This is a genomic window from Stenotrophomonas sp. Sm10 (genome assembly GCF_030985515.1).
Lineage (GTDB): Bacteria > Pseudomonadota > Gammaproteobacteria > Xanthomonadales > Xanthomonadaceae > Stenotrophomonas > Stenotrophomonas hibiscicola.
In genome coordinates, this window is the sequence record NZ_JAPTFO010000032.1 from 1 (window position 1) to 24,759 (window position 24,759).

Annotated in this window: 29 protein-coding genes; 10 read left to right on the forward strand and 19 right to left on the reverse strand. The window is 68.1% G+C overall.

All coding sequences use genetic code 11. From position 1 onward, the window contains the following. Nucleotides 1-61: 61 nt before the first annotated feature. From lptC to O0J15_RS10935, 3 genes are all read right to left on the reverse strand, one after another. Nucleotides 62-637, reverse strand: a complete 576-nt coding sequence (gene lptC, locus O0J15_RS10925; protein ID WP_019659447.1) for an LPS export ABC transporter periplasmic protein LptC — start codon at nt 635-637, stop codon at nt 62-64. After that, nucleotides 634-1,182, reverse strand: a complete 549-nt coding sequence (locus O0J15_RS10930) for an HAD family hydrolase (RefSeq protein ID WP_019659446.1) — start codon at nt 1,180-1,182, stop codon at nt 634-636. Before O0J15_RS10930 ends, lptC begins: the two co-directional genes overlap by 4 nt. A gap of 66 nt (nt 1,183-1,248) precedes the next feature. Beyond that, entirely contained in the window at nt 1,249-2,250 is a 1,002-nt protein-coding gene (locus tag O0J15_RS10935; protein ID WP_308305644.1) for a KpsF/GutQ family sugar-phosphate isomerase, read from the reverse strand. A 54-nt stretch (nt 2,251-2,304) separates the two neighbouring features. Between O0J15_RS10935 and O0J15_RS10940 the strand changes: the two genes are divergently transcribed. Genes O0J15_RS10940 through O0J15_RS10950 form a run of 3 tightly spaced genes read left to right on the forward strand, consistent with a single transcriptional unit; the run spans nt 2,305 to nt 4,142 of the window. Continuing rightward, nucleotides 2,305-2,535: a BolA family protein gene (locus tag O0J15_RS10940; RefSeq protein WP_005408396.1), complete on the forward strand. Its 231-nt coding sequence runs from the start codon at nt 2,305-2,307 to the stop codon at nt 2,533-2,535. Nucleotides 2,536-2,556: 21 nt separating this feature from the next. Then, nucleotides 2,557-3,828: a UDP-N-acetylglucosamine 1-carboxyvinyltransferase gene (gene murA, locus O0J15_RS10945; protein ID WP_155029067.1), complete on the forward strand. Its 1,272-nt coding sequence runs from the start codon at nt 2,557-2,559 to the stop codon at nt 3,826-3,828. Next, nucleotides 3,825-4,142, forward strand: a complete 318-nt coding sequence (locus O0J15_RS10950; RefSeq protein WP_155029068.1) for an EF-hand domain-containing protein — start codon at nt 3,825-3,827, stop codon at nt 4,140-4,142. The genes murA and O0J15_RS10950 overlap by 4 nt, the downstream gene beginning before the upstream one ends. Nucleotides 4,143-4,256: 114 nt before the next feature. Here the strand turns inward: O0J15_RS10950 and O0J15_RS10955 are convergent, their stop codons facing one another. The 7 genes from O0J15_RS10955 to purM form a co-directional block, all read right to left on the reverse strand. After that, a complete protein-coding gene (locus O0J15_RS10955; protein ID WP_171952374.1) occupies nt 4,257-4,940 on the reverse strand; it encodes a DUF3108 domain-containing protein in 684 nt (227 codons plus the stop codon). A 2-nt stretch (nt 4,941-4,942) separates the two neighbouring features. Then, a complete protein-coding gene (locus O0J15_RS10960) occupies nt 4,943-5,761 on the reverse strand; it encodes a DUF3108 domain-containing protein (protein WP_155029070.1) in 819 nt (272 codons plus the stop codon). 68 nt (nt 5,762-5,829) lie between these two features. Next, complete coding sequence (purN, locus tag O0J15_RS10965; protein WP_021202586.1) at nt 5,830-6,489, reverse strand: phosphoribosylglycinamide formyltransferase; 660 nt, start codon at nt 6,487-6,489, stop codon at nt 5,830-5,832. Beyond that, nucleotides 6,486-7,145: a DUF2238 domain-containing protein gene (locus tag O0J15_RS10970; RefSeq protein WP_155029071.1), complete on the reverse strand. Its 660-nt coding sequence runs from the start codon at nt 7,143-7,145 to the stop codon at nt 6,486-6,488. Before O0J15_RS10970 ends, purN begins: the two co-directional genes overlap by 4 nt. 40 nt (nt 7,146-7,185) lie before the next feature. Then, nucleotides 7,186-7,608, reverse strand: coding sequence for a hypothetical protein (locus tag O0J15_RS10975; RefSeq protein WP_155029072.1), 423 nt, complete (start codon nt 7,606-7,608; stop codon nt 7,186-7,188). Further along, complete coding sequence (locus O0J15_RS10980) at nt 7,605-8,093, reverse strand: hypothetical protein (RefSeq protein WP_019659437.1); 489 nt, start codon at nt 8,091-8,093, stop codon at nt 7,605-7,607. Before O0J15_RS10980 ends, O0J15_RS10975 begins: the two co-directional genes overlap by 4 nt. A 21-nt stretch (nt 8,094-8,114) precedes the next feature. After that, nucleotides 8,115-9,173 carry a phosphoribosylformylglycinamidine cyclo-ligase gene (purM, locus tag O0J15_RS10985; RefSeq protein WP_188250362.1) on the reverse strand — a complete coding sequence of 353 codons (1,059 nt, stop codon included), beginning with the start codon at nt 9,171-9,173 and terminating at the stop codon, nt 8,115-8,117. 99 nt (nt 9,174-9,272) lie between these two features. Here purM and O0J15_RS10990 point away from each other — a divergent pair, with 99 nt between their 5' ends. From O0J15_RS10990 to hda, 3 genes are read left to right on the forward strand one after another with little or no spacing between them, the layout of a single operon-like run. Next, nucleotides 9,273-10,412: a DUF2066 domain-containing protein gene (locus tag O0J15_RS10990; RefSeq protein WP_019659435.1), complete on the forward strand. Its 1,140-nt coding sequence runs from the start codon at nt 9,273-9,275 to the stop codon at nt 10,410-10,412. Next, nucleotides 10,409-11,578 carry an AI-2E family transporter gene (locus tag O0J15_RS10995; protein WP_111099197.1) on the forward strand — a complete coding sequence of 390 codons (1,170 nt, stop codon included), beginning with the start codon at nt 10,409-10,411 and terminating at the stop codon, nt 11,576-11,578. The genes O0J15_RS10990 and O0J15_RS10995 overlap by 4 nt, the downstream gene beginning before the upstream one ends. Further along, entirely contained in the window at nt 11,578-12,285 is a 708-nt protein-coding gene (gene hda, locus O0J15_RS11000) for a DnaA regulatory inactivator Hda (RefSeq protein WP_021202582.1), read from the forward strand. The genes O0J15_RS10995 and hda overlap by 1 nt, the downstream gene beginning before the upstream one ends. Before the next feature lie 586 nt (nt 12,286-12,871). On the opposite strand, the gene murU is transcribed toward hda, so the two are convergent. The 4 genes from murU to O0J15_RS11020 all read right to left on the reverse strand — a co-directional run bounded on the left by murU (nt 12,872) and on the right by O0J15_RS11020 (nt 16,501). Next, nucleotides 12,872-13,582 (reverse strand): N-acetylmuramate alpha-1-phosphate uridylyltransferase MurU, encoded by a 711-nt coding sequence (gene murU, locus O0J15_RS11005; RefSeq protein ID WP_021202581.1) that lies wholly within the window; start codon nt 13,580-13,582, stop codon nt 12,872-12,874. Continuing rightward, nucleotides 13,579-14,604, reverse strand: a complete 1,026-nt coding sequence (locus O0J15_RS11010) for a phosphotransferase (protein WP_308305645.1) — start codon at nt 14,602-14,604, stop codon at nt 13,579-13,581. Before O0J15_RS11010 ends, murU begins: the two co-directional genes overlap by 4 nt. Nucleotides 14,605-14,667: 63 nt before the next feature. Beyond that, nucleotides 14,668-14,937 carry a GlsB/YeaQ/YmgE family stress response membrane protein gene (locus O0J15_RS11015; RefSeq protein ID WP_019659430.1) on the reverse strand — a complete coding sequence of 90 codons (270 nt, stop codon included), beginning with the start codon at nt 14,935-14,937 and terminating at the stop codon, nt 14,668-14,670. Between the two features lie 70 nt (nt 14,938-15,007). Next, on the reverse strand, nt 15,008-16,501 hold the full coding sequence (locus O0J15_RS11020; protein WP_021202579.1) for a M20 family metallopeptidase: 1,494 nt from the start codon (nt 16,499-16,501) through the stop codon (nt 15,008-15,010). A 199-nt stretch (nt 16,502-16,700) separates the two neighbouring features. On the opposite strand from O0J15_RS11020, the gene O0J15_RS11025 reads away from it, so the two are divergent. The 4 genes from O0J15_RS11025 (at nt 16,701) to O0J15_RS11040 (ending at nt 19,850) form a co-directional block, all read left to right on the forward strand. Next, nucleotides 16,701-17,027: a helix-hairpin-helix domain-containing protein gene (locus O0J15_RS11025; protein ID WP_227844087.1), complete on the forward strand. Its 327-nt coding sequence runs from the start codon at nt 16,701-16,703 to the stop codon at nt 17,025-17,027. Nucleotides 17,028-17,378: 351 nt separating this feature from the next. Continuing rightward, nucleotides 17,379-18,464 (forward strand): L,D-transpeptidase, encoded by a 1,086-nt coding sequence (locus O0J15_RS11030; protein ID WP_111098213.1) that lies wholly within the window; start codon nt 17,379-17,381, stop codon nt 18,462-18,464. Between the two features lie 17 nt (nt 18,465-18,481). Then, entirely contained in the window at nt 18,482-19,207 is a 726-nt protein-coding gene (locus O0J15_RS11035) for a murein L,D-transpeptidase catalytic domain family protein (protein ID WP_019659426.1), read from the forward strand. A gap of 34 nt (nt 19,208-19,241) precedes the next feature. Continuing rightward, nucleotides 19,242-19,850, forward strand: coding sequence for a HutD family protein (locus O0J15_RS11040; protein WP_308305646.1), 609 nt, complete (start codon nt 19,242-19,244; stop codon nt 19,848-19,850). Between the two features lie 213 nt (nt 19,851-20,063). Here O0J15_RS11040 and O0J15_RS11045 read toward each other — a convergent pair whose 3' ends face one another. The 5 genes from O0J15_RS11045 to O0J15_RS11065 form a co-directional block, all read right to left on the reverse strand. After that, on the reverse strand, nt 20,064-21,668 hold the full coding sequence (locus O0J15_RS11045; protein ID WP_308305647.1) for a sulfite reductase subunit alpha: 1,605 nt from the start codon (nt 21,666-21,668) through the stop codon (nt 20,064-20,066). Further along, nucleotides 21,665-22,636 (reverse strand): FAD:protein FMN transferase, encoded by a 972-nt coding sequence (locus tag O0J15_RS11050; RefSeq protein WP_134735826.1) that lies wholly within the window; start codon nt 22,634-22,636, stop codon nt 21,665-21,667. Before O0J15_RS11050 ends, O0J15_RS11045 begins: the two co-directional genes overlap by 4 nt. A 51-nt stretch (nt 22,637-22,687) precedes the next feature. Then, nucleotides 22,688-23,491, reverse strand: a complete 804-nt coding sequence (locus O0J15_RS11055) for a DUF4198 domain-containing protein (RefSeq protein ID WP_134735825.1) — start codon at nt 23,489-23,491, stop codon at nt 22,688-22,690. A 74-nt stretch (nt 23,492-23,565) separates the two neighbouring features. Continuing rightward, nucleotides 23,566-24,084 (reverse strand): DUF2271 domain-containing protein, encoded by a 519-nt coding sequence (locus O0J15_RS11060; protein ID WP_021202573.1) that lies wholly within the window; start codon nt 24,082-24,084, stop codon nt 23,566-23,568. Between the two features lie 26 nt (nt 24,085-24,110). Further along, nucleotides 24,111-24,749, reverse strand: coding sequence for a PepSY-associated TM helix domain-containing protein (locus O0J15_RS11065; RefSeq protein ID WP_224329088.1), 639 nt, complete (start codon nt 24,747-24,749; stop codon nt 24,111-24,113). Between the last annotated feature and the right edge of the window lie 10 nt (nt 24,750-24,759).

The window sequence follows — 24,759 nt, forward strand, 5'->3', positions numbered from 1 at the left end:
GGCGGAGGGTGGGGCTGCCGGCCCTGCGCCTGTCCGGAGACGTCGCGGGCTGGCGGCGGAATCAGCGTTTGGGCGTGTAACGGCCCTTGGACTGGCTGAGGAAATGATACGTGTTGTTCTTCGAATCCACTTCGAAGCCGACGCCGGACTGTTCCATGCCCGGGCGGGTCATGGTCACCAGGGCGTCGGTGCGGGCGCGGTTCTCCTTCGGGAACACGTCCAGATGGTCGGTGCGGAAGGTGGTCGGCACCACGCCCGGATCGGCCGGGCTGTCGCCGGCCACATTGCCGCGCAGCTTCATCTGGTCGCCCTTGGCGCTGAGCCAGCCGGTCTCGGCACGCAGGGTCCAGTGCTTGCCATCCTTGTCCGGCATCTCGAACAGCGGCGTGGCGATGTTGATGGTCTGGTCGCCACGCTGGCGCTCCAGCCGCGGCGCACGCAGGGTGGTCGACTCCTTGCCGTGCTCATCCAGGGCCACGATCTGGAAGTCGTGCAGAACGTAGTCCACACCCGGCTCCTGGCTGTCGTTGGCCGGGCCCTTGTCGCGGTTGCGCAGGGCGGCCCAGCTGCTGAGCAGCGCCGCCAGCAGCAGGCCGACGCCCAGCAGGGTGCGCCAGTTCAGTGTCGGCAGGCTCATGCGCCGAACCTCGCCAGCACCGCATCCACGTGGCCCTGTGCGGCCAGCAGGATGTCGCACAGTTCGCGGGCGGCGCCACGTCCGCCGTCGGCGCGGGTCTGCCAGTGCACGCGCTCGGCGATCCACGGGTGGGCGTTGGCCGGGGCCACTGCCAGGCCGACCGCGCCCAGCGGCGCCAGGTCCGGCAGGTCGTCGCCCATGAAGGCCACCTGCTCCAGGCCGACGCCGTGCTGCGCGCACAGCGCCTGCACGCTGGCCAGCTTGTCGCCCACGGCGATCTGGGTGTCGATGCCGAGGTCGGCGCCGCGCTTGAGCGCGGACTGGCTGTTGCGCGCGGTGATCAGCACGGGGTGGATACCGTGCTGCTGCAGCAGTTTCAGGCCCAGGCCATCCTGCACGAAGTACGCCTTGCTCTCGTTCCCTTCCTTGTCGTAGTACAGCCGACCGTCAGTGAGGGTGCCGTCCACGTCGAAGCAGGCCAGGCGGACGCGGGCCGCAGCGGCATGCAGGTGGGCAGGGAAGGCGGGCAGCGGGGACCAGGGCATCAGGGCAGCAGGCTCGGTGGGGTCGGGTGGGGCATTACAGACTGAATGGGGTCTACGGACTGTCGGTTAAACCACCCGGGCCCGCAACAGGTCATGAATGTTCAGGGCGCCTACCGCACGGCCCTGGTCATCGACCACGATCAGGCCGTTGATTTTCTGGGTTTCCATCTGCCGCGCGGCCTCTACGGCCAGCTGGTCGGCCCCGATGGTGCGCGGGTTGCGGGTCATCACGTCGGCGATCTTCGCGGTGCGCACGTCAAGCGCGCTGTCCAGCGCGCGGCGCAGGTCGCCGTCGGTGAACAGGCCGATCAGCACGCCATCGGCGTCGACCACGGCGGTCATCCCGAGTCGCTTGCGGCTCATTTCCACCAGCGCCTCGCTGAGGCTGGCGTCGGCACCCACGCTGGGCAGGTCCTCGCCGCTATGCATGACGTCGGTGATGTGCAGCAGCAGGCGGCGGCCGAGGCTGCCGGCCGGGTGCGAGCGGGCGAAATCGTCGGCGGTGAAGCCGCGTGCGTCGAGCAGGGCCACGGCCAGCGCATCGCCCATCGCCAGCGAGGCGGTGGTGCTGGAGGTCGGCGCCAGCGCCAGCGGGCAGGCCTCGGCCGGCACGCTGACGTCCAGGTGGATATCGGCGGCGGTGGCCAGGCTGGACTGCGGGCGGCCGGTCATGGAGATCAGCAGGTTGCCCTGGCGCTTGAGCACCGGCAACAGCATGAGCAGCTCGTCCGACTCCCCCGAATAGGACAGCGCCAGCACCACATCGTCCTCGGTGATCATGCCCAGGTCACCGTGTCCGGCCTCGCCAGGGTGCACGTAGAACGCCGGGGTGCCGGTGGAGGCGAGGGTGGCGGCGATCTTGCGGGCGATGTGGCCGGATTTGCCCATGCCGGTGGCGACCACCCGGCCGCGGCTGGCCAGGATCGCCTCGCAGGCCTGCTGGAAAGCCTCGCCAAGGCGGTCGGCGACGGCATCCAGCGCCTGCCGCTCGATCTCGAACACGCGGCGGCCACTGGCGACCAGGCCGGCAGGGTCGACGGAACGGGGGGGCAACAGGGATTCGGCCATGCGGACGCCACGCAGCGGAAGTAGAATGGAGGCACATTTTATTAGGAAAGCCCGTTGGACGCCGACACCATCCGCAATCTGATCGAAACCGGCCTGCCTGGCGCCCGCGCCGACGTGCAGGGCGATGATGGCGTGCATTTCGAAGCGACCGTGGTCTGCGAGGCGTTCGCCGGCAAGATGCCGCTGGCCCGCCACCGCATGGTCTATGCCACGCTGGGCGACCTGATGGGCGGCGCGATCCACGCGCTGGCGCTGAAAACCGTGACCCCGGCCGAAGCCGGCTGAACCGCAGAAGATCCCGAATACATGGCCAAGATCGTTGTGACCGGCGGCGCTGCGCTGCACGGTGAAGTGAGCATCTCCGGCGCCAAGAACGCCGTCCTCCCCATCCTCTGCGCGACCCTGCTGGCCGATGAGCCGGTGGAGATCACCAACGTGCCGCACCTGCACGACGTGGTCACCACGGTCAAGCTGCTGGGCGAACTGGGTGCCAAGGTCACCATCGACCAGGGCACGCTGTCGCGTGGCAGTGCGATCGTGGTCGACCCGCGCTCGGTCAACCAGCATGTTGCACCGTACGAGCTGGTCAAGACCATGCGCGCCTCGATCCTGGTGCTGGGCCCGCTGCTGGCCCGCTTCGGCGCGGCGGAAGTGTCGCTGCCCGGCGGCTGCGCGATCGGTTCGCGTCCGGTCGACCAGCACATCAAGGGCCTGCAGGCGCTGGGTGCCGAGATCGTGGTCGAGAACGGCTTCATCAAGGCCACTGCCAAGCGGCTGAAGGGCGGCCATTTCACCTTCGACATGGTCAGCGTCACCGGCACCGAGAACGTGCTGATGGGCGCGGTGCTGGCCGAAGGCACCACCATCCTCGACAACTGCGCGATGGAACCGGAAGTGACCGATCTGGCGCATTGCCTGATCGCGCTGGGCGCGAAGATCGAAGGCCTGGGCACTGCCCGCCTGGTCATTGAAGGCGTCGAGCGCCTGTCCGGCGGCCGCCACGAAGTGCTGCCCGACCGCATCGAAACCGGTACCTTCCTGGTCGCTGCGGCGATGACCGGCGGCAAGGTCACGGTCAACCGTGCGCGCCCGAACACCATGGACGCGGTGCTGTCCAAGCTGGTCGAGGCCGGTGCGAAGATCGAGTCTACCGAAGACACCATCACCCTGGACATGCAGGGCAAGCGGCCGAAGGCGGTCAACCTGACCACTGCGCCGTACCCCGCATTCCCGACCGACATGCAGGCCCAGTTCATGGCGCTCAACTGCGTGGCTGACGGCGTGGGCGTGATCAACGAAACGATCTTCGAGAACCGTTTCATGCACGTCAACGAACTGCTGCGCCTGGGCGCGGACATCCAGGTTGAAGGCCACACCGCCATCGTGCGTGGCAGCGAGCACCTGAGCGGTGCGCCGGTGATGGCCACCGACCTGCGTGCGTCGGCCTCGCTGATCCTGGCCGGCCTGATGGCCAGCGGCGAGACCACCATCGACCGCATCTACCACCTTGATCGTGGCTACGAGAACATCGAAGAGAAGCTGTCTTCGCTCGGCGCCACCATCCGGCGCGTGCCATGATCCTGCGCGGCAAGTTCAGCCCGCGCCGCAAGGCGCTGCTGGTCCTGGTGCTGATCGTGCTGGCGTGGCTGGGCTATGCCTGGTACGCCAACATCGCCATCACCCAGGGCATCGAGCAGAAGGACATGGACTGGAACGGCGACGGCACGGTCTCGCGTGACGAGATCATCGAATCGTTCTACGCGGTCGCGGTGAACGACAGCCAGGACGGCAACCGCCATTGCCGCACCTTCGTCTGGCGCAGCACCGGCGAGCAGATCCGCGTGGACTGCCGCACCGAGTTCAAGCCCGCTGCGGCCGAGGAAAAGAAGTAAGAAAAACGCCCGCGAAAGCGGGCGTTTTTCCCGGGGCGTCCATCCACGCATGGCGTGGATCTACTCCAGGTTTCCAGTAGATCCACGCCATGCGTGGATGACGTGGATCTCCGGTCAGTTCAGCGCCTTGATGGTCAGGTCCAGCGCATCGCGTCCGCCCTCACGCTGCAGCATGCGCGCCGGCACCGGGAACTCCGGCACGATCCAGGCGATCAGCTCCTTGTTGCCGTCGGCGCGCGAGACCTTGGTGGCCTCGTAGCTCTTGCCGCCCACGCTGATCGATTCCTTGCCGACCACGCGGTAGGTCATGTTCTTGATGCGGCCTTCGTCGACCATGCGATAGGTCAGCGGCTTGCCGGCGGCCAGGTCACGGGTGATCGCCAGGTTGATCAGCAGCGCATCCATGTCACCGGCCTTCAGCGCGATGGGGCCGGCACGGTCCGGCTTGATGTCGCCGGTCCAGGTGGCCTGGTTGCTGGTCCAGTTGTAATTGGCCTGCACGTTGCGCTTCTTCACCAGCAGCGCCGAGCGGTCCTGGCTGCTCAGCGGGCGCAGTTGCCCACGCACTTCCTCGAACACGGTGCTCTGGCTCAGGTCGGCCAGCTGGTTCTTCACCTGCAGGCTGTAGCGCCACTTGTTGCTGCCTTCGTTGGACAGGGTCATCGTGCCGTTGGCCTGCATGCCCATGTAGCTGGCCAGGTAATCCGCCTTGAAAGGTTGCAGGGCCATGGCCGGCAGGCTGGCCACGGACAGGGCAGCGGCCGCGATCCAGGCGAGGGGGCGGGTCGGGATGCTCATGCTCAGACTCCTTGGTATTCGATCAGGCGCAGATCGACGCGGTCTTCGCCGTCTTCGCGTTGCAGGATGCGCACCGGGGTGGGGACCCCGTTGGCGATCCAGAGGATGGTTTCATTTTTGCCGCCGTTGGTCCGGTAGACCCGCAGCGCGTTGTAGGACAGGTCGCCGACCTCGACGTTCTCGGTCTGCGGCGCGGCCTGGTAGTCATGCTGGCGGACCTTGCCCATGTCCACGTAGCGGTAGTGCATCGCGGCGCCTGGGCGGGCGTCGCGCATGATTGCCAGATTGATCAGCAGCGCACTCTGGTCGCCCGGCTGCAGCGGAATCGGCTGTGCGCGCTTCTTCTCGACATCGCCACTCCACTGCGCGGTACCGGCCTGCCAGTTGTACGTGCCGACCGCCTTCTTGCCGAGAAACAGGCCCTTGCGCACCGTGCTCTGGCTCAGCGGTGCATAGGTGCCAGCGCGCTCCTCGAAGACCGTGCTCTGCTCGATGTTCAGTCCCAGCACGCTGGCGAACCCGCGGCGGCCGACCACCTGCATGTCCACCCGCCACTGGTTGCCGCCGGTGTGGGTGACCTGCATGCTGGCGTCGCCGGCCTCCTTGCCCTTGTAGAAGGCCTGGTAGGTGGCGCTGAACGGCTGCAGCGGCGGCGGTTCCCACGCCAATGCCGGCAGGGCCGGGGCCGTCGTTTCGGCCGGCGGTTGCACCGCTGGCGCCGGAACCGGCGAGGCAGGCGCCTGTGCCTGGCCCCAACCCACGCCGGGAAGCACGACAAGCGACAGCAGCAATGAAGTGGACAGCAGGGTCGTGGTCTTCATGGAGGACAGGAGCTGCAGGAGGGGGGCAGGATGCCAGCCCCGCAGTCAGCGGGGCGTGTGCGTGGGCGTTACCGGTTCAGGTTCCCGGCGGAATCTAGGACCAGTGGGCTAAACAGGGGGTGACCATCCAGCAGTGGCTGGCCCTCCCGTTCAGCCAGGCGGCCGGCGCACAGCAGCTGCAGGGTGGCGATCAGCAGCGGATGCTCCACCGCCAGCACACGCGCCGCCAGGCTGTCGGCGTCATCGCCGGGCATCACCGGCACCCGCGCCTGGGCCAGCACGGCGCCGGCATCCAGCTCGGGCACCACCAGGTGCACGCTGGCCCCATGCTCCGCATCGCCGGCGTGCAGCGCCCGCGCATGCGTGTCCAGCCCCTTGTGCAGCGGTAGCAGGGAGGGGTGGATGTTGACCAGCCGGCCATTGAAGCGCTGCACGAAGTCGGCGCCGAGAATGCGCATGTAGCCGGCGCAGACGATCAGATCCGGCGCGACCGCGGCCAGTGCATCGCCCAAGGCCTGCTCGTAGGCGGCGCGGTCACCGAATTCTTTCGGTGCATGCGCCCAGCGCAGGCTGTCGCCGACCCGTTGCAGCGCGGCTGCGGCTGGGCGGTCGGAGAACACGCCGACAACCTCGGCGGGCAGGCGGCCGTCAGCAATTGCGTCAAGGATGGCCTGCAGGTTGCTGCCGCGGCCGGAGGCGAGCACGGCAATGCGGGTGGGCGTGCTCATTGCCGGGCACTCCGGCGGATCAACGGCCAGGTCAGCAGACTGCCCGAGGTCGCCAGCAGCATGTCGGCATGAGCGTCCCACATGTCGCCCTGCTGCCCGTTGTAGGCCTCGGCGGCGTCGGGCGACAGGGCAAGCGCGATGGCCCACTCGAACCACTCGTAGACCAGGCTGGCGCACATCACCGTCATCACCGCCAGGCTGAAGGCCTGGCCCAGGCGCAGCGCCGGCCAGGCATGCCGGGCCAGCTGCAGCAGCGCGGGGGTGAAGCAGACGCCGAACAACAAGTGGATGAGACGGTCGAAGTGGTTGCGCTGCCAGCCGAAGGCGGCATTCGGCGACCAGCCGGCCAGCGCCTGTGCCCAAGCGTCGTAGGGCACGTTGGAGTACAGCCAGCGCGCGCCCACGCAATGCAGTGCGATGAAGCCACAGATCGCGATGAAGGCGCCATTGCCCAGCCAGCCACGCCGGTCCACCCAGAGCAGGGCAGCCAGGCCGACGACGGTCAGCGAGCTGTGCAGGGCCTGTTCGACGGGCCACAGCGGATCGATCCAGCTGACCAGGAACACGGCCAGTACGGCGGCGAAGGCCAGCTTCTTGGGCAGTGAAACACGATAGCCGCGGGCAGTGGCGTTTGCGGCGGTGGCGGGCGCGGACATGTCGGATCGGTCAGGAGGAAGCGATGGGTTGCCTGCGGGCTCAGGCACTGAGGTGGTCGCCGCGGTCGAACAATGCGGCCATGTCAGGCTTGGACAGAAACACCCAGGCATAGGCGGTCAGGGCCATGCCCAGCGGGCCAGCCAGTACCGCCAGCCAGGCCGCGCGCTGGCACCAGGCCAGCCCGGTGCGGCGCGACAGCAGGCGTGCGGTGTGCAGCTGCACGACGCCAAGCGCGGCTGCCAACAGCGAAATGACCCCGTACACCGTGGCCAGTACCGCGCCATCGGCCAGCCCGCGTGAGCTGGCGACCAGGCCGATGAAACCGAGGAAGGCCAACGCGGCCAGCCAGTGGAAACCTGCCAGCGCGTAGAACAGCACCTTCAGCGTCTGCAGGTGGCTGGCCAACTGCAGCTGCGCCAGGGTCTGCTGTGGCAATGGCGGAGGCGCGCCCGGCATCGTCATGCAGCCGTGCCAGCTGCATCGAAGGCGGCCTTCACCTGCGGGCGCAGCAGTGTGACCAGGGTGAAAACCCCTAGAACGGTGCCCAGCGGCGCGAACAGGCAGAGCAGGCCGGCCACGATCAGGCACAGCAGGTAACGACGCCGCCGGGCCACGCAGCGGCCGGCATGGATGACGAATGCGGCCATGCCCAGGCCGCCGGCGACGAACACGGTCCCCAGGACCGTGAACACCCAGCCGAACAGGCGCTGTTCGGCCGGCGACGAGGGCTGGCCCCCGGAGTTCATCGGCAGATGGCCGCTCAGCGCACTGATGCCGAGCACGATGTACAGAATGAAAAACAGCGAGAGCAGCGCAATCAGGCCACCGAACACATAGTGGGCGATGGACAGCGCGCGCAGGTGGTCAGCGTCCTGCCTGCTGAAGACCGGCACCGCCGCCAACGGCGGTGGTACCGGGGTGGGTGCCAGGGGGGGCGTTGCGTCCATGCGGGCTCCTGGTTGCCGGGCTCAGCCGATGTGGACGCGCTCGGCGCCTTCGGCGGTGACCACCTGGCCGATGGTCCAGTGCTCCAGGCCCTGCGCCCTGACCGCCTCGGACACGGCAGCCTCCTGGTCCGGCGCGACGATCAGCACGAAGCCGATGCCGCAGTTGAAGGTGCGCCACATCTCGCTGTCGGCCACGGCGCCTTCCTTCTGCAGCCACTGGAATACCGGCGGCAGGGTCCAGGACGAGGCCTGGATGTCCAGGCCGAGGCCGTCGGGCACCACGCGGATGATGTTCTCGGTCAGCCCGCCACCGGTGATGTGGGCCATGCCGTGAATGGCCTCGCCGTGTGACTTCAGCAGCGCCAGGATCGGCTTGACGTACAGGCGGGTCGGCGCCATCAGCGCATCGACCAGCTTCACGCCGCCTTCCAGCTCCAGATCGGCCGGGCGGCCGGCACGGTCGTAGATGCGGCGCACCAGCGAGTAGCCGTTGGAGTGCGGGCCGGACGAGGCGATGCCGATCAGCACGTCGCCGGCAGCCACGCTGGCGCCGTCCTTCAGCTCGCTCTTCTCGACCGCGGCCACCGTGAAGCCGGCCAGGTCGTATTCGCCCGGGGCATACATGTCGGGCATTTCAGCGGTTTCACCACCGATCAGCGCGCAGCCGGCCTCGGTGCAGCCGTTGGCGATGCCGCCCACGACCGCCGCGGCGGTGTCGATGTCCAGCTTGCCGGTCGCGAAGTAGTCCAGGAAGAACAGCGGCTCGGCACCCTGTACCAGCACGTCGTTCACGCACATGGCGACCAGGTCGATGCCGATCGTATCGTGGCGGTTCAGCTGGTGCGCCAGCTTCAGCTTGGTGCCCACGCCGTCGGTACCCGACACCAGCACCGGCTCGCGGTACTTGTTGGACAGGTCGAACAGGGCGCCGAAGCCGCCCAGGCCGCCCATCACTTCCGGCCGGAAGCTGCGCTTGACCAGGGGCTTGATCCGCTCGACCAGCTCGTTGCCGGCGTCGATGTCGACACCCGCGTCACGATAGGTAAGGGGGGAGGGGGCGGAAGACGGGGTGTTGGTCACGGGCGTCGGCGCTGGCAGGGGTTGAACGGGCGATTTTAACAGGCCGCATTGGCGCAAAGGCCGTATTCGGGCAACAATTCCCCCGGATACGTCGAGCCAATGGATGTCCTGATGCGCCGCAGCCTGATTCTGACCCTGCTCCTTGCGCTGAGCCTGCCGGTGGCCACGATGGCCCAGAGCGGCCTTCGCACCGAGGGTGATGTCGCCACCGCCAGTGGCGCGTACGAGGCCGAAGTGCCCGTCAACAGCCAAGCCGAAGCCGATCGCAACGGCGCCCTGGCCCGCGCCCTGAGCGTGGTACTGGGCAAGCTGTCCGGTGATCGCAACGTGATGTCGCGCCCCGGTGTGGTGCAGGCACTGCGCAATGCCAAGGACTACGTGGCCAGCTACGACTACAAGCAGGACCAGAGCGTAGGCGCCAGCGGCGCGCCGAGCTTCCGGACCCTGCTGGTGGCCCGTTTCCGCGAGGACGACGTCGATTCGCTGGTCTCGGCGCTGGGCCTGCCGCTGTGGCCGCAGCCGCGACCGAAGCCGGTGGTGTGGCTGGCCGTGGATGACGGCAGCGGACCGCGCCTGGTCAGCGTGCAGCAGGCCAATGCCGCCCGCCCACTGCTGAACCGCGCCATCGAGCGCGGCTACAAGCTCGGCCTGCCCAGCGGCGGTGCCGCCGAGCAGGCGCTGGCCGGTGCCATCTGGCGCCAGGACAGTGCCGCCGTGGCCCGCGCCTCCTCGCGCTACTCACCGCCGATGCAGCTGATCGGCAAGCTCTACCGCGCCAACGGCGGCTGGCAGGCGGACTGGGTGTTCGTCGACAACGGCCGTGAGCTGAACAAGTGGACCAGCAAGGACGCCAACGCCATGCGGGCGATGGCGGCCGGCGCCGATGGCGCCGCCGATGCGCTGGTCAGGCGCTATGCGAAGGCCGGCGCCGCCGTCGGCCAGGCCGGAACCTACCGCGTGGTGGTCACCGGCATCAACAGTGCCGACGACTACCTGCGCCTGGCCGCCGGCCTGCGCGAGGTGCCGGTGGTGCGCAACGTCACCCCGCTGCATGCTTCGGCCGGCCAGCTGGAGCTGAGCCTGGAGATGACCACCGGCCTGGCCGGCTTCAACCGCATGCTGGGCGACAACGGTGTACTGGTGCCGAGCGCGCCGCTGCCGGCCCTGCCGACGCCGATCGACGACACCACCGGTGCCCCGGTCGCAGCACCGGTCAGCAATGAGTACCGCCTGCGATGACCCTGACCCCGGAAGCGGAAATCGCGCAGTTCCTGCGCCGGCTGAAGTACATCCTGTTCGCCGGCCTGGTCGGCTGGGTGGTGTGGCTGCTGGCCCCGATCCTGACCCCGTTCGTGCTGGCGCTGGCACTGGCCTGGCTGGGCGACCCGCTGGTGGACCGCATCGAGGCCACCGGCCGCTCGCGCATGACCGGCGTGGTGCTGGTGTTCGCGGCGATGGTGCTGGTGATCGTGGCGCTGCTGCTGGTGCTGGTGCCGATGATCGAGCGCCAGATCACCACCCTGATCGCGGTCGCGCCGCAGGCGCAGGCGTGGCTGATGGAAAAGGGGATTCCCTGGTTCGAGCAGAAGACCGGCCTGGAAGTGATGCAGTGGCTGGATCCGGACCGCCTGATCGAGTGGGTGCGCAGCCACTGGCAGCAGGCCGGCGGCGTCGCCACCACGTTCATGGGCTACGTCTCGCGTTCGGGTTTTGCGATGGTGACCTGGGTGGTCAACATCCTGCTGCTGCCGATCCTGGCGTTCTACTTCCTGCGCGACTGGGACAAGCTGGTCGAGCGGGTGGCCTCGGTGATTCCGCGCAACCACATCGGCACCATCACTGCGCTGGCGCGTGAGTCCAACGAGGTGTTGGGGGCGTTCATCCGCGGCCAGTTCCTGGTGATGCTGGCATTGGGCGTGATCTACGCCGGCGGCCTGTCGCTGGTAGGCCTCAAGCTGGGCCTGCTGATTGGCCTGATTGCCGGCCTGATCAGCTTCATCCCCTACCTGGGCGCGACCACCGGCGTGCTGATGGCGGTGATTGCCGCGCTGGTGCAGGCACAGGGCTTCGACCTGAAGCTGCTGATCCTGGTCGGCGTGGTGTTCACCGTGGGCCAGCTGCTGGAGAGCTACGTACTGACCCCGCGCATTGTCGGCGACAAGATCGGCCTGCATCCGGTGGCGGTGATCTTCGCGGTGATGGCCGGCGGCCAGCTGTTCGGCTTCCTCGGCATGCTGCTGGCGCTGCCGGTGGCGGCGGTGACCAACGTGCTGCTGCGCTATGCCCACCAGCGTTACCGCCAGAGCGAGCTGTACGTGGGCGAGAAGCCGGCGATCGTGCTTGATGGCGTGGTCGACGCCCCCCATATCATCGTTCCGACCGACAAGGGCCCCGACCTGAAGTGATGGGCGTGCCGCAACTGCCGCTGGCCCTGCATTACCCGCGGGACCAGCGCCTGGAGACCTTCATCGGCGCGCCGGATGGCGCGCTGGCGCAGCTGCGCGCGATCGCGGTCGGTGCCAGCCACGATTGGGTCTACCTGGAAGGCGCTGCGGGAACCGGCAAGACCCACCAGGCGCTGGCGACGTGCTCCAGCGCCGAGCAGGCCGGGCGCCTGCCGACGTACGTGCCACTGGCCAGCGCCGCCGGCCGCGTTCGTGCAGCGCTCGACGGGCTGGACGCACGCGAACTGGTGGCGCTGGACGGGCTGGACGAGGTTGCCGGCAACCGCGAGGACGAGATCGCGCTGTTTGATTTCCACAACCGCGCGCGTGCAGCAGGCGTGACCGTGCTGTACACGGCGCAGAAGGCGCCGGAAGAACTGGGCCTGGTACTGCCGGACCTGCGTTCGCGGCTGGGCCAGTGCGTGCGCGTGCTGCTGCAGCCGCTGGATGAGGAAGGTCGTGCTGCGGTGCTGCGCGAGCGCGCGCTGCGACGCGGCCTGGCCATCGACGAAGCGGCCATCGAGTGGCTGCTGTCGCACACCGGGCGCGAGCTGGGTGGGTTGATCACGCTGCTGGACTGGCTGGACCGCGAATCGCTGGCGGCGAAGCGGCGGATCACCGTGCCGTTCCTGCGCCAGGTGCTGGAAGAAGGCCGGCCCCGTTACTGAGGGTGGGGTTTGTTTGCAGGGCTGCGCCCTGCACCCGCCGAAGCCGAAGCAACGTCAACGTCAACTTCAAAGGCTGGCTTCCTGAGGGGAGGCGGGGTGGCTCAGGTTGCGGGGGACGGCGCAAGTACGTCCATGTAGCCTCGATCGCGCCATCCATGGCGCTCACGCCCCCGCAACCGGACCCACCCCGCCTTCGACAGGTTCCCGCGATCTGCCGGGACTGCGCACTGCACTCCTGACTACTGACTGCTGTTGGTGGGTGACGACCGTTGGCCGTCACCAGAGCGAGCGCAGCGAAGCGATCCGCTTTTGATTTTCTTTGTCTTTTCCGTGGCTGGACGCGCACGGAAACTGTCAGAGGCCGGTCGGCGTGGGCTGCGCAGGGGCGTGAGCCGCATGGATGCGGCGACCGAGCTTACAGGGGTGAGGGCGCTTTGCTTGCGAAGCACTGCTTCGCAAGCGCCTGAACGCACAGCCGCCAGCGGCTGGGCCGGGCCCCGGAGGGGGACTTGCAGCGTCCCCTGCGCAGCCCACGCCGACCGGCCAAGCACGGCTTCTGCTTTCAATGAGTCCAGCCACGAGGGGCTCAGCCGTTCGCCGCCAACTCAGCATCCAGCGCGCGCAGGCGATCCACGGTACCCACATCGGTCCAACGCCCGCGATGGTGCTGCCCCGTCATCAACCCCTGCGCCATGAAATGCTTCTGCAGCGGCACCACCGAGAACTTCGGCGGCAGCCGCTCGCTGCCCGGCGCATCGCCGATCACCGCGCGCCAGTCGGCCACGATCGAAGGACGGTACACGCCGATGCCGGCATAGGTCAGGCAGGGACCTTCGCGGTCATGGTGCAGCACCCCCTGCGTATCGAGGCGGTAGTCACCGTCGGGGTGTTGCGCCGGATTGTCGACCAGCACCAGGTGTGCCTGGCCCTGCGGCTCGCGCGGCAGCGTGGCGAAATCGAAATCGGTCCAGATATCGCCGTTCACCACCAGGAACGGGGCATCGCCCAGCACCGGCAATGCGTTGAGGATGCCGCCGCCGGTTTCCAGCGGGGTCGGCCCTTCGTGCAGGAAATGCAGGCGCACGCCCCATTGGCTGCCATCGCCCAGCGTTGCAGGGAACTGCTCGGCCAGCCACGCGGTGTTGACCACCACCTCGCGCACGCCGAGTGCGGCCAGGCGTTCCAGGTGCCAGACGATCAGCGGCTTGCCAGCCACTTCCAGCAGCGGCTTGGGCGTGTGCAGGGTCAGCGGGCGCATGCGCTCGCCGAGGCCGGCGGCAAAGACCAGCGCCTTCATCGGGCCACGCGCATCGGTGCACCCAGCTCGGCCAGCGCCGGCTTGATGCGCTCGTCCAGCAGCTGCTGCAGCGGTGCCAGCTCGCGGTAGCGCGGCAGTACTTCATCCAGGTAGCCGATGAAGCGCGGCGCGTCGTCCAGGTAATGGCCCTTGTTGTCGCGGTAGCGCAGGCGGCAGAACAGGCCAAGGATCTTCACGTGGCGCTGGACACCCATCCAGTCGGCATCGCGCAGGAAGGTGGCGCGGTCGGGTACCGGCAGGCCGGCGTCGCGTGCGCGCTCGTGGTACTGCGCCAGCCACTCGTCCACGCGCTGCAGCGGCCAGCTCAGGAAGGCGTCCTTGAACAGGCTCACCGCATCGTAGGCGATCGGGCCACGCACCAGGTCCTGGAAATCCAGCACCGCGGGGCCGTCGTCGACCGGCATCAGGTTGCGCGGCATGTAGTCGCGGTGGGTCATCAGCTGGGCCTGGCCCAATGCGTTGTCCATCAACCGGCGGTGTACCAGCTGCAGCCCTTCGATCTCGCCGCAGTCCAGTCCCAGCTGCAGGTGGCGTTGCAGGAACCATTCGTCGAACAGGCCGGCATCGCGCTGCAGCAGCGCTTCGCCGAACTGGCCGAAGTCGGCCGGTACCGGGATCGCCTGCAGGCGCAGCAGCTGTTCGATCGAACGGCCGAACCATTCATCGGCGTTGCGCTCGTCGAGGATCCTGGCCAGGGTCGGGCCGCCGAGATCTTCCAGCAGCAGGAAGCCGGCTTCCAGGTCCTGCGCCAGCAATGCAGGCACGCGCAGGCCGTTGTCGTGCAGCAGGCCGCGCATGCGCAGCCACGGCCGCGGATCTTCCAGCCCCGGCGGAGCGTCCATCACGATGTGGCTGCCGCGCGTGCTGGTGGTACGCCAGTAGCTGCGCATGCCGGCATCCACCGAAGCGCGTTCGACTACCGCGTTGGCGTCATCGAGCTGGGTACGGGCCCACTGCAGGCGCTGCGCGCTGCGCTGGGGATCGGAGGCGGGTTCGGTCATGCGGGCATATCCGGGCGCGCCGGGCGCGCCAACGTCGGGAGCAGGGGGGAAGGAGGGACGGGGTCAGCGGCGGCCGCTGAACAGGCGCAGGACGGCCAGCACGGCCACCGCGCCCACTACCGCACCGAGGAAACCGGCCGGTTCGCCGGGAGCGTACCAGCCCATGTACTGGCCGAACCAACCGGCCACCAGCGCGCCAATGATGCCCAGCACGATGGTCAGCAGGCAGCCCATGCGGTTGTTGCCGGGCATGAAGAAGCGCCCGAGCAGGCCGACGACGAAGCCGACCAGCAGGATGTACAGCCAGCTGCTGCTGCCGAACAGACCATTCATGTGCATGTGTTCCGCTTTGGGTGGACGCAGCCTAGCAAGGCCAGGCTGCGTCCGTCACGGTGTGCCGTAATCAGCAGCAGCCGTGGTCGCCGTGGCGGGTGCCGCTGTCGGCAGCCACCGGCGAACCGCTGGTCTCGCCGCGCAGGCTGGCGGCATAGTGCTCGCTGATCACCTTGGACACGCAGGCGGTGACCTTCTTGCCCATCGGGATGTGCAGGAACTCGTTGGGGCCATGTGCATTGGAATGCGGGCCGAGCACGCCGGTGATCATGAACTGCGCGCCCGGGAACTTCTCGCCCAGCATGCCCATGAACGGGATCGAGCCGCCTTCGCCCATGTACATCGCCGGCTTGCCGAAGAAAGCCTGGCTGGCGTCGTCAATGGCCTGGGTCAGCCACGGCGCCATGGCCGGTGCGTTCCAGCCGGTGGAGGCCTTTTCCAGGTCCAGGGTGACCTGCGCGCCGTTCGGCGGGTCGCGCAGCAGTGCTTCCTTCAACAGTTCGCCGCAGGTCTTGCCATCGGCAGTCGGCGGCAGGCGCAGCGAGAGCTTCACCGAGGTCTGCGGACGCAGCACGTTGCCGGCCGATTCCAGCGGCGGCATGCCACCGACGCCGGTGACCGACAGCGCCGGGCGCCAGGTGCGGTTGAGCACCAGCTCGGTCAGGTCCTCGTTCATGGGGCGCAGGCCGTCGACCATCGGGAACTTCTCGAAGATCTCGGTATCCACCACTTCGGCCGCGCGCTTGGCCTGTTCCAGGCGTTCGGCTGGGATTTCCACGTTCATGCCGTCGATCAGGATGCGGCCGGTGTCCTGGTCCTCGATGCGCGACAGCAGCTGGCGCAGCAGGCGGAAGCTGGACGGCACCACGCCGGAGGCATCGCCGGAATGCACGCCTTCGTTGAGCACCTTCACGGTGAAGTTGCCGCCGGTCAGGCCGCGCAGCGAGGTGGTGCACCACAGCTGGTCGTAGTTGGCGCAGCCCGAATCCAGGCAGACCACCAGCGACGGCTTGCCGATGCGGTCGGCCAGGTGGTCGACGTAGGCCGGCAGGTCGTAGCTGCCCGATTCTTCACAGGCTTCGATCAGCACCACGCAGCGGGCGTGCGGCAGGCCCTGGGCCTGCAGCGCCAGCACCGCGGCCAGCGAGCCGAAGATGGCGTAGCCGTCATCCGCACCGCCGCGGCCATACAGTTTGTCGCCGCGCAGGACCGGGGTCCACGGGCCGAGATCGTCGTCCCAGCCGGTCATTTCCGGCTGCTTGTCCAGATGGCCGTAGAGCAGGATGGTGTCGTCGCCGGTTTCCGGGCCGGAGGCCGGAATTTCCAGGAAGATCAGCGGGGTGCGGCCTTCCAGGCGCACCACTTCAACCTTCAGGCCGGGCAGCTGCTGGGCCCTGGCCCAGTTCTCCATCAGCGTGACCGCCTGTTCCATGTAGCCGTTCTGCACCCAATTGGCGTCGAACATCGGCGACTTGTTGGGAATGCGGATGTAGTCGACCAACTGCGGGACGATTTCACTGTCCCACTTGTCATTGACGAATTGGCCGAGCTTGGCGCTGTCCATCTGAAACTCCGGTTGCATGGGCTGATCCCGCCATTCTACGCCTGTGCCACGGGTAGGGTTTTTCCTACATCACGTCGGGTATTTGGCTGGCTTTTAGAAATCCAGGAAACCGATAGGCTGTGTGCATGTGGTGACGGACACTGTTCCTACCGACGGGATTGCCGGTCGGGACGTCCAGAATCACAAGGAGATACACGTCGTGCCTTGGAGTGTCGTGTTGAGGGCACTGGTGCTGGTCGTGTGGATCGCTGGGGCGCGTGCCGCCGAACCGATCGACATCAACCGCGCCGATGCCCAGGCGCTGCAGCAGGGATTGACGATGGTCGGAGCCGCCAAGGCCGAGGCGATCGTCGAGCACCGGCGCAGACACGGCCCGTTTCATCGCGTCGAGGACTTGGCGCAGGTGAAGGGGATAGGGAAAGCCATCGTCGAACGGAATCGACAGCGGATCACCGTAGGCAACAGGTTGTTGCCGGCGGATCCGGTACCCGGATCGGTACCGGTGCGAACCGTACCGAGGCGCTGACAGCAGGAATCGTCGGAACCGGCAGGACGCTGGTTCACCGGTCACGGACAGGACGCCCGTGACCACCGACCGCCGCAGGACGCGGCACCACTCACCAGGATGGTGGCATCACAGACCTGTGGAAGGGGCTGAGATACAAACAGGACAGACGCGGCCGCGTGCAGGATGCAACGCTACCCCCACAGCGCAGGATGCGAGGGGGCGGCAGCAGGCCGACAAGGACGTAACGATTGCCCGGTACGACACATGGCTGTGTCGCCGGGCAATTTCATTTCCGGCGCCTGGTTTTGCCGCGGCCACCACGGGCCGATGGTGTACGGTGGCCGCTCCGCATGGAAAGGACCCCGCTGGATGCTTGTGCACCGCCCCACCACCCTGATGCTCGCCTTGGCACTGACCCTGCCACTGCAGGCCCACGCCGCTGCGCCTACGCCGGCCGCCAAGCCTGCAGCTGCCGCTGCGGCCACCGCCGAGGTACGCGGACCGACCGACCTCAAGCCGGGCGAATACCTGTGGCATCCGGAAATCTCGCCGACCGGCCCGATCGTGCTGGTGGTCAGCCTCGATGAGCAGCGCGCCTATGTCTACCGCAACGGTATCGCCATCGGCCTGACCACGATCAGCTCGGGCAAGGCCGGGCACGAGACGCCGACCGGCGTGTTCACCATCCTGCAGAAGGACAAGGACCACAGGTCCAACCTCTACAACAGCGCGCCGATGCCGTACATGCAGCGGCTGACCTGGGACGGTATCGCTCTGCATGGCGGCAGCCTGCCCGGGCATCCCGCCTCGCACGGCTGCGTGCGCCTGCCGCAGGCCTTCGCGCAGAAGCTGTTCAGCGAAACCCAGCGTGGCGATACCGTGGTCGTGGCCGACGCCAAGAGCTCGCCGATGACCCTGGCCTATCCGTCGGTGCTGGCACCCGTGAATGCGCGTGGGCAGGCCCTGCCGGAGGCAGAGGGCGGAGCGCCGGCGCAGGCGTGGTGGAACGACAGCGTGGCCCCGGCCGGGCAGGTCGGCATCCTGGTCAGCCTGCACGACCAGCGCCTGTACGTGCTGCGCGATGGCGTGATGATCGGCGAGTCGCCGTTGAAGGCGGACGCGCTGCCGGCCTTCCAGGGGACCACGCTGTTCGTGATGGGGCAGGGTTACAGCGACACCCCCAGCCCGCTGGACGTGAACCAGCGCCTGCACCAGTGGACGGCCTACCCGTTGCTGGGCCAGGACCGCGCCCAGGCCACGCCGGACCTGCTGGCCACGCCCTCGCTGCCGATGGCGCTGCCGGCCGATTTCGCCCGCCAGCTGTACCAGGTGCTGGTGCCGGGCACGACCCTGCTGGTGACCTCGCTGCCGGCGGTCCGCCCAAGCCCGGCTGAATCCGGAATGCAGCCGGTCTTGGAATCCGAGCCGCCAGGGTCCACCCTCAAGGGCAACTGAGTCCCCTCGTTGTGCCCATGACTGCATCCCGCCTGTGCCGGCTGGCCGCGTTCGGCCTGCTGGCGACCTCGGCCAGCGCCCCGGCGCTGGCACAGACGCCCGCCCTCGCCACCTCTGCCGATGATCTGGCTGCCCTGCTGTCGCGCAGTGCGCCCAAGGCCGACCGCCACGTGTTGCAGCTGGCGGCGCGCGCCATGCGCTGCGCGCTGCAGCGGCCGGAGCTGGGCATCAACGGTGATCGGCTCAGCGTGATCGATTACTCGCGCCCGTCCACCGAGCCGCGCCTGTGGGTGTTCGACCTGGCCCACCAGCGCCTGCTGTTCGAGGAATGGGTGGCGCATGGCCGCAACAGCGGCGAGAACCGCACCGAGCACTTCTCCAACCGCGACGGCAGTTTCATGTCCAGCCTCGGCGCGTTCACCGCGCAGGAAACCTACATGGGCGGCAATGGATATTCGCTGCGCCTGGCCGGCCTGGAACCGGGCTTCAATGACCGCGCGCGCGATCGCGCGATCGTCATCCATGGTGCGCCGTACGTGAACCCGGCTACCGCGCAGCTGCAGGGGCGGCTGGGACGCAGCCTGGGTTGCCCGGCGGTGCGGCTGTCGGTGGCCAAGCCGCTGATCGATGCGTTGCGTGGTGGCACGATGGTGTTTGCTTACTACCCCGACCAGGATTGGCTGAAGCACTCGCAGCTGCTGGCCGGCGGGTGCGGTGGACAGGGCACGCTCGCCACGCGGTGATGCACGACGGCGCGCGGCATGATGCAATGCGCGGATGAACATCGACTCCCTGCTGCACACTCCGAGCCAGGTGATCTCCCGCCTGGACTACCGCCGCGAACGCTGGCGGAATGGACTTGGCTGGACCCGCGAGATCCTGCGCATGCCTGCGCAGGGGGATGACTGGGCGCTGCGCCTGTCGGTGGCCGAGATCGAGCAGGACGCCGCGTTCTCCGCCTTCCCCGGCGTGGAGCGCGAGCTGGTGCTGCTGCAGGGCAATGGTGTGCGCCTGCGCTTCGACGGTGGCCGTGTGGCCGAGGTGCTGCCGCCGCATGGACGGGTGCGCTTTGCCGGCGAGGAAACCCTGCATGGTGAACTGGTCGATGGCACCACCCACGACTTCAACCTGATGTGGAAGCGCGAGCTGCTGCAGGCCGAACTGTTGCACCGGCCACTGGTGGGCGCGATGTTCTTCTTCTGCGAACCGGGCGTGGCCTGGGCGCTGCATCTGCTGTCCGGTCAGGCGGCGTTCGGTGCCGACAGTGGCCTGCCGCCGCTGCAGGCCGGCGATACCGCGTGGTTGGCGGCCGGCGAACGTCAGCGGCACGCGTTGCAGGGCGGTGGCGAGTTGTTGGCGATACGGGTCAGTGCGGCGGCGGGATGATTCCTGGGCGCCGGTGGCTCAATCCACGCATGGCGTGGATCTACTGGGGTGTAGTTGCCATGCCTGGACACGCCGCGCAGTAGATCCACGCCATGCGTGGATACGGCCGCCAATGCTGCGTCATGGTGCGAACCAAGGTTCGCACCCACCAGAAGGCGGTTCGCAGGCGTCGGTGCGTTCAGTAGATCCACGCCATGCGTGGATGCGGCAACCTCAATACACATCGCGCCGGTAACGACCGGCCAGCAACAGCGCTTCCTTGCCCGAAACACCCAGCACCTGTTCGATCACCGCATCCACCGCCGGGGCCATGCCCTGCAGGCTGCCGCAGACCAGGATCGTGGCGCCTTCATCCACCCACTGCCGCAGCGTTGCCGCTTCGGCCAGCAACCGGTCCTGCACGTAGCGATGCGCACCGCCATCGCGGCTGAACACTGCATCCAGCCGCGCCAGCGTGCCGTCGGCCAGCATCGCCTGCAGTTCTTCACCGAAGTGGAAGTCGTGCGTGGCGGTGCGCTCACCGAACAGCAGCCAGGTGCGGCGGGCGCCACTGCGCACGCGTTCGTGCAGGTGTGCGCGCAGGCCGGCGATGCCAGTGCCGTTGCCGATCAGCAGCAGCGGTACCTCGGCGGCGACGCCGTGGAAATTGTCGTTGCGGCGCAGGCGCAGCTGCACCGGCTCGCCAATGGCCGCGTGGTCGCACAGCCAGCCACTGCCGATGCCGGGTGTTCCGTCGGCGCGCAGCTGGCGGCGCAGCAGCAGCTCGACCGCACCGTCGGCCATCACCGAGGCGATCGAGTACTCGCGATGCGGGAGCGGTTGCAGGGTCGCCAGCAATGCGGGCAGATCACCCGGAGCAACCAATGAGGGCAGGTGTGAGCGCGCAACGCGTGCCAGCAACGTCTGCCCGTCATCAAGCGCGATGTCCGCATCGAAGCCTTGTGCGTCCAGCCAGGCACGCACGGTGTGCGGTGCATGCTGCGGGCCGATTTCGGCGATGTCACCGGCCTGCCACTGCGCATCTGCATCGGCCGGGGGCTGCAGGCGCAGCCAATACACCGCGCCGCCGGGGCTGCCCGGGTTCAGATGCTCACGTTGCAGCAGCGTCCACGGCTGGTACTCGGCCGGGCTCCAGTCGGGCAGTTCGCTGGCGCCGCCGCCGAGCTGGCCCAGCAACTGCTGCCAATGGCGCAGCGCGGCCGGATCGGCGTTGTCGACGTCGATCGCATCGAACAGCGGATGCGCACCGTGCTGGCGCAGCCACTGGTCGAGCTGGTGGCCGAATCCGCAGAAGTGGCCGTAACTGCGGTCGCCCAGTGCGAGCACGCCGTACTGCAGGTGCTGCAGCGCAGGCGGTGAGGCCATCACGCCGCGCAGGAACGGCAGCGCATGATCGGGTGGGTCGCCTTCGCCAGTGGTGCTGGCGATGAACAATGCACGCTGGCTGTCGGCCAGCAGCGTGGCGTCGACCTCATGCAGGCCGCGCACACGCACCGGCACGCCGGCACCGCGCAATGCCTCGGCACTGCGTTCGGCCAGTTCGCGGGCAAAACCGGTCTGGCTGGACCAGACCATCAGGATCGGTGCGACGTCGCCAGAGGCAGCATCGTCGCGCGGTCGCCCACGCCACCGCAGTGCGGCGCAGGCCAGCGCATACAGTGCGGTGGCGATGATCGCGATCTGCGTTTGCCGTGCCGGCGGCGCGCCCTGCCACCAGGCTTCGCCGAGATGCAGTCGCAGCAGCGCCCAGGCGATCAGCGCCAGCGGGAGCAGGACCAGTGCGTTGCCAAGCCACGCGCGCGATGGACGTGCGCTCATGCGTCCTGCTCGTCGAGCAGGCGCTGGAAGGCGCTGCTGAGAAATTCCCGCGGGCCGTCTGCTGCACGCTGCAGGTAGCGTGCAGCCAGGCCTTCGCGTTCGGCCAGCGCCATGCCCTGTTCGTGGCCGAGCACGGTCAGTGCGGTAGCCCAGGCATCGGCGTGCATGGCATCGTCGGCGACCACGGTGACCGCTGCGGCGACCTGGCGTACCGGCATGCCGGTGCGCGGGTCGAGACTATGGCTGAAGGCCTGGCCATCGGCCTGGTACTGGTGCCAGCGATCACCGGAGGTGGCCACCGCCTTGTCCTCCAGCGCCAGCACCCGCGGTGGTGTTTCGGTGTGCGCGTCTTCTTCCGGTGCGGATTCCACCAGTACGCGCCAGGGGGGGCCGTCCGGTTTTCGGCCGTAGCCGGCCAGTTCGCCACCGACCTCGATCAGTGCAGCAGCGATACCCTGATCGCGCAGCCAGGCGGCCACGTGATCGACGCCGAACCCCTTGGCGATCGCAGAGAGATCCAGTTCCAGTCCGCCCGGTTGCAGCAGCGCATCGCTGCGCCATTGCAGGCGCTGCCAACCGCAGCGCTCGCGCGTGGCCTGCACGGTGGTGGCATCGGGTTGGCGGCGTTCGCCGGCATGTGCACCGAAACCCCACAGTGCCACCAACGGGCCGACGGTGGGATCGAATGCACCATCGCTGGCGGCGGCGATGGCCTGTGCGCAGGCCAGCACCTGGCGGGTTTCAGCCGGCAGCACGCACCATTGGCCCGCGTTGGCGCGGTTGTAGCGACTCAGGTCCGAGCCGGGCTCCCAGGTGCTCATCTGCGCGACCACCGCATCCAGCCGCGCCTGGATGCCGGCATGCAGCAGGTGCAGGTCGCGCTGGCGCGGCGCAACCAGCGACACGCTCCAGGTGGTGCCCATGGTGGTGCCGCCGAGGCGGGCGATGTCGAGCTGGGGATCGGTCATGGTGGTGTGCTGCAGATGCGATGCCGGGGCTGCCCGGCATCGCGGTCCACATTACTGCGGCAGCACTTCCAGCGTGGCGACGTAGCTCAGGCGGCGCTTGGCGGCCTGCTTCACCGAGGTCTTGTTGTCCTCGGTGCCGGTCTCCAGCCAGTACATGCCGGCTTCCGGCCAGGTCACCTTGATCTCGCCCTTGGCATCGCTGGTGACCTTCAGTTCGTCCTGTGCGTTGCGGTAGCGGGTGGCACCACGCACGATCTCGAATTCCAGGCCGGTGGCCGGCTTGCCGTCGACCAGCACGCGGAAGGTGGCTTCCTCGCCGGCGAACAGATCGTTCGGGTGGCCGACCGCGACCAGCTCGATGCCGCGGTTGGTCGGCTTCAGCGCGGTGTCGTTCGGCGCGCCGTTGGTGACGAAGGTCTCCACGCGGCCGACCGACTGGCTCACTTCCAGCTTCTTCGCATCCTTCGGCAGTTCACCGAAAGTGGCAACGCTGCCACGCCAGCGCTTGCGCTCGCCGTTCTGCTCGTAGGTGGCGAACAGGCCGTCATTGACCGACGCGATGCGGTAGGTGCCGGGCTGCTTCAGTTCGATGTCGAACACGCTGCGGTACTTGCCGGTCGCTGCGTTCTGCGGCTGCACGGTGCTGCCGTCCGGCGCGGTGATCACCACCGATTCCAGGCGCAGCGGCACGTGGTTGAAGTAGAACAGGTCGTTGGAGACCGCACCGTCGACGGTGATCCACGGTGCGTTGCCGGCGATCACGGTCTGCGAGGGCAGCAGCCAGGCCTTGTGGGCCAGGGCGGAGAAGGGAAGGGCAGCGGCCAGGGCGGCGGCGAGGACGAGCGTGCGCTTCATGCGGAGGACTCCAGTGGATGCGGGGTGATGCGGCAAGGAGAAGGGGATTACGACTTAATCCCCTCCGTCCCCTCTCAGGGTTTGACGGACAGGGTGACCTGGCCCAGTTCGGTGGCGCCCTGCGCCTTGCCGTTCTGCGCGGCGGTGGCCGGCCAGGTAAAGGGGATCTTCAGCAGTTCACGGCCGCCGACTTCGCGCACCGCCTCGACCACCAGGGTGTAGTTGCCGGGGGCCAGCTGCTTCAGTGCCGGCTGCTTGTCGTTGAACGACAGCGCGTGCTTGCCGGCCGGGCGGGTCGGGCCGGTCACGCCGTCCACCGGCACCTGCAGGGTGCGGCCGCTCTTGCGCCACCACTGGCGCAGGTCGGGCAGCCACTTGGTGCCGTGGCCTTCGCTGTTGCTGGTCTGCTGGTACCAGACCGACAGATTGGCCGCGACCTTCTGGTCGGCGCCTTCCAGCCACACCGCCACGTACGGGCGGTGGTACTCGGCCACGTTGAGCTTGGGCACTTCGACGTTGATGTCGAGCGTGGTGGCATAGGCCGGCGAAGTGGCCAGCAGGCCGCTGAGGGCGATGGTCAGGGTGACGCGCATGGGGCGGCTCCGGAAACGAAGGAAAGTCAGTGGATCAGCAGCAGGGCGATCAGCAGCGGGATCATCAGACCGAGGCCGACCAGCGGCCAGGTCATGCGCCGCTGCCGCGCATGCAGGTGCAGCAGGAACAGGCCGGTGATGCAGAACACCAGGCAGGCCACGGCGAACAGGTCCAGGAACCAGCCCCACGCCGGGCCCGCGTTACGGCCCTTGTGCAGGTCGTTGAGGTAGGACACCGCGCCGCGCGAGGTCGATTCGTATTCCACCGCGCCGGTCTCGCGGTCGATGCTCAGCCAGGCGTCGCCACCGGGGCGCGGCAGCGACAGGTAGATCTCTTCGGCCGACCATTCGGCCGGGCGGCCGCCAATGGCGATGCCCAGCTGTGTATCCAGCCATTGCCGCGCCGGGCGCGGGATCGGCGCGTTGCCGTCTTCGCGGGTGCCCAGTTGGCCCAGCAGTTCGGCCGGCAGCTCCAGATGCTGGTTCTGCACCTCGGGCTTGGCCTCGATCTTCGCGGCATGGTTGAGGGTCAGGCCGGTCACCGCGAACAGCAGCATGCCGATCAGGCACACCGCCGAGCTGATCCAGTGCCACTGGTGCAGCGTCCGCAGCCAGAAGCCACGGTTCTGTTGCTGCTGCACGGTGGAAGAGGCAGGACGGCTCACGGCACGGTTC

Coding starts and splice junctions, on each gene's coding strand:
- lptC (WP_019659447.1), bottom strand. CDS start 637: ATGAGCCTGCCGACACTGAACTGGCGCACCCTGCTGGGCGTCGGCCTG.
- O0J15_RS10930 (WP_019659446.1), bottom strand. CDS start 1,182: ATGCCCTGGTCCCCGCTGCCCGCCTTCCCTGCCCACCTGCATGCCGCT.
- O0J15_RS10935 (WP_308305644.1), bottom strand. CDS start 2,250: ATGGCCGAATCCCTGTTGCCCCCCCGTTCCGTCGACCCTGCCGGCCTG.
- murA (WP_155029067.1), top strand. CDS start 2,557: ATGGCCAAGATCGTTGTGACCGGCGGCGCTGCGCTGCACGGTGAAGTG.
- O0J15_RS10950 (WP_155029068.1), top strand. CDS start 3,825: ATGATCCTGCGCGGCAAGTTCAGCCCGCGCCGCAAGGCGCTGCTGGTC.
- O0J15_RS10955 (WP_171952374.1), bottom strand. CDS start 4,940: ATGAGCATCCCGACCCGCCCCCTCGCCTGGATCGCGGCCGCTGCCCTG.
- O0J15_RS10960 (WP_155029070.1), bottom strand. CDS start 5,761: ATGAAGACCACGACCCTGCTGTCCACTTCATTGCTGCTGTCGCTTGTC.
- purN (WP_021202586.1), bottom strand. CDS start 6,489: ATGAGCACGCCCACCCGCATTGCCGTGCTCGCCTCCGGCCGCGGCAGC.
- O0J15_RS10970 (WP_155029071.1), bottom strand. CDS start 7,145: ATGTCCGCGCCCGCCACCGCCGCAAACGCCACTGCCCGCGGCTATCGT.
- O0J15_RS10975 (WP_155029072.1), bottom strand. CDS start 7,608: ATGACGATGCCGGGCGCGCCTCCGCCATTGCCACAGCAGACCCTGGCG.
- O0J15_RS10980 (WP_019659437.1), bottom strand. CDS start 8,093: ATGGACGCAACGCCCCCCCTGGCACCCACCCCGGTACCACCGCCGTTG.
- O0J15_RS10990 (WP_019659435.1), top strand. CDS start 9,273: ATGGATGTCCTGATGCGCCGCAGCCTGATTCTGACCCTGCTCCTTGCG.
- O0J15_RS10995 (WP_111099197.1), top strand. CDS start 10,409: ATGACCCTGACCCCGGAAGCGGAAATCGCGCAGTTCCTGCGCCGGCTG.
- hda (WP_021202582.1), top strand. CDS start 11,578: ATGGGCGTGCCGCAACTGCCGCTGGCCCTGCATTACCCGCGGGACCAG.
- murU (WP_021202581.1), bottom strand. CDS start 13,582: ATGAAGGCGCTGGTCTTTGCCGCCGGCCTCGGCGAGCGCATGCGCCCG.
- O0J15_RS11010 (WP_308305645.1), bottom strand. CDS start 14,604: ATGACCGAACCCGCCTCCGATCCCCAGCGCAGCGCGCAGCGCCTGCAG.
- O0J15_RS11015 (WP_019659430.1), bottom strand. CDS start 14,937: ATGAATGGTCTGTTCGGCAGCAGCAGCTGGCTGTACATCCTGCTGGTC.
- O0J15_RS11020 (WP_021202579.1), bottom strand. CDS start 16,501: ATGGACAGCGCCAAGCTCGGCCAATTCGTCAATGACAAGTGGGACAGT.
- O0J15_RS11030 (WP_111098213.1), top strand. CDS start 17,379: ATGCTTGTGCACCGCCCCACCACCCTGATGCTCGCCTTGGCACTGACC.
- O0J15_RS11035 (WP_019659426.1), top strand. CDS start 18,482: ATGACTGCATCCCGCCTGTGCCGGCTGGCCGCGTTCGGCCTGCTGGCG.
- O0J15_RS11040 (WP_308305646.1), top strand. CDS start 19,242: ATGAACATCGACTCCCTGCTGCACACTCCGAGCCAGGTGATCTCCCGC.
- O0J15_RS11045 (WP_308305647.1), bottom strand. CDS start 21,668: ATGAGCGCACGTCCATCGCGCGCGTGGCTTGGCAACGCACTGGTCCTG.
- O0J15_RS11050 (WP_134735826.1), bottom strand. CDS start 22,636: ATGACCGATCCCCAGCTCGACATCGCCCGCCTCGGCGGCACCACCATG.
- O0J15_RS11055 (WP_134735825.1), bottom strand. CDS start 23,491: ATGAAGCGCACGCTCGTCCTCGCCGCCGCCCTGGCCGCTGCCCTTCCC.
- O0J15_RS11060 (WP_021202573.1), bottom strand. CDS start 24,084: ATGCGCGTCACCCTGACCATCGCCCTCAGCGGCCTGCTGGCCACTTCG.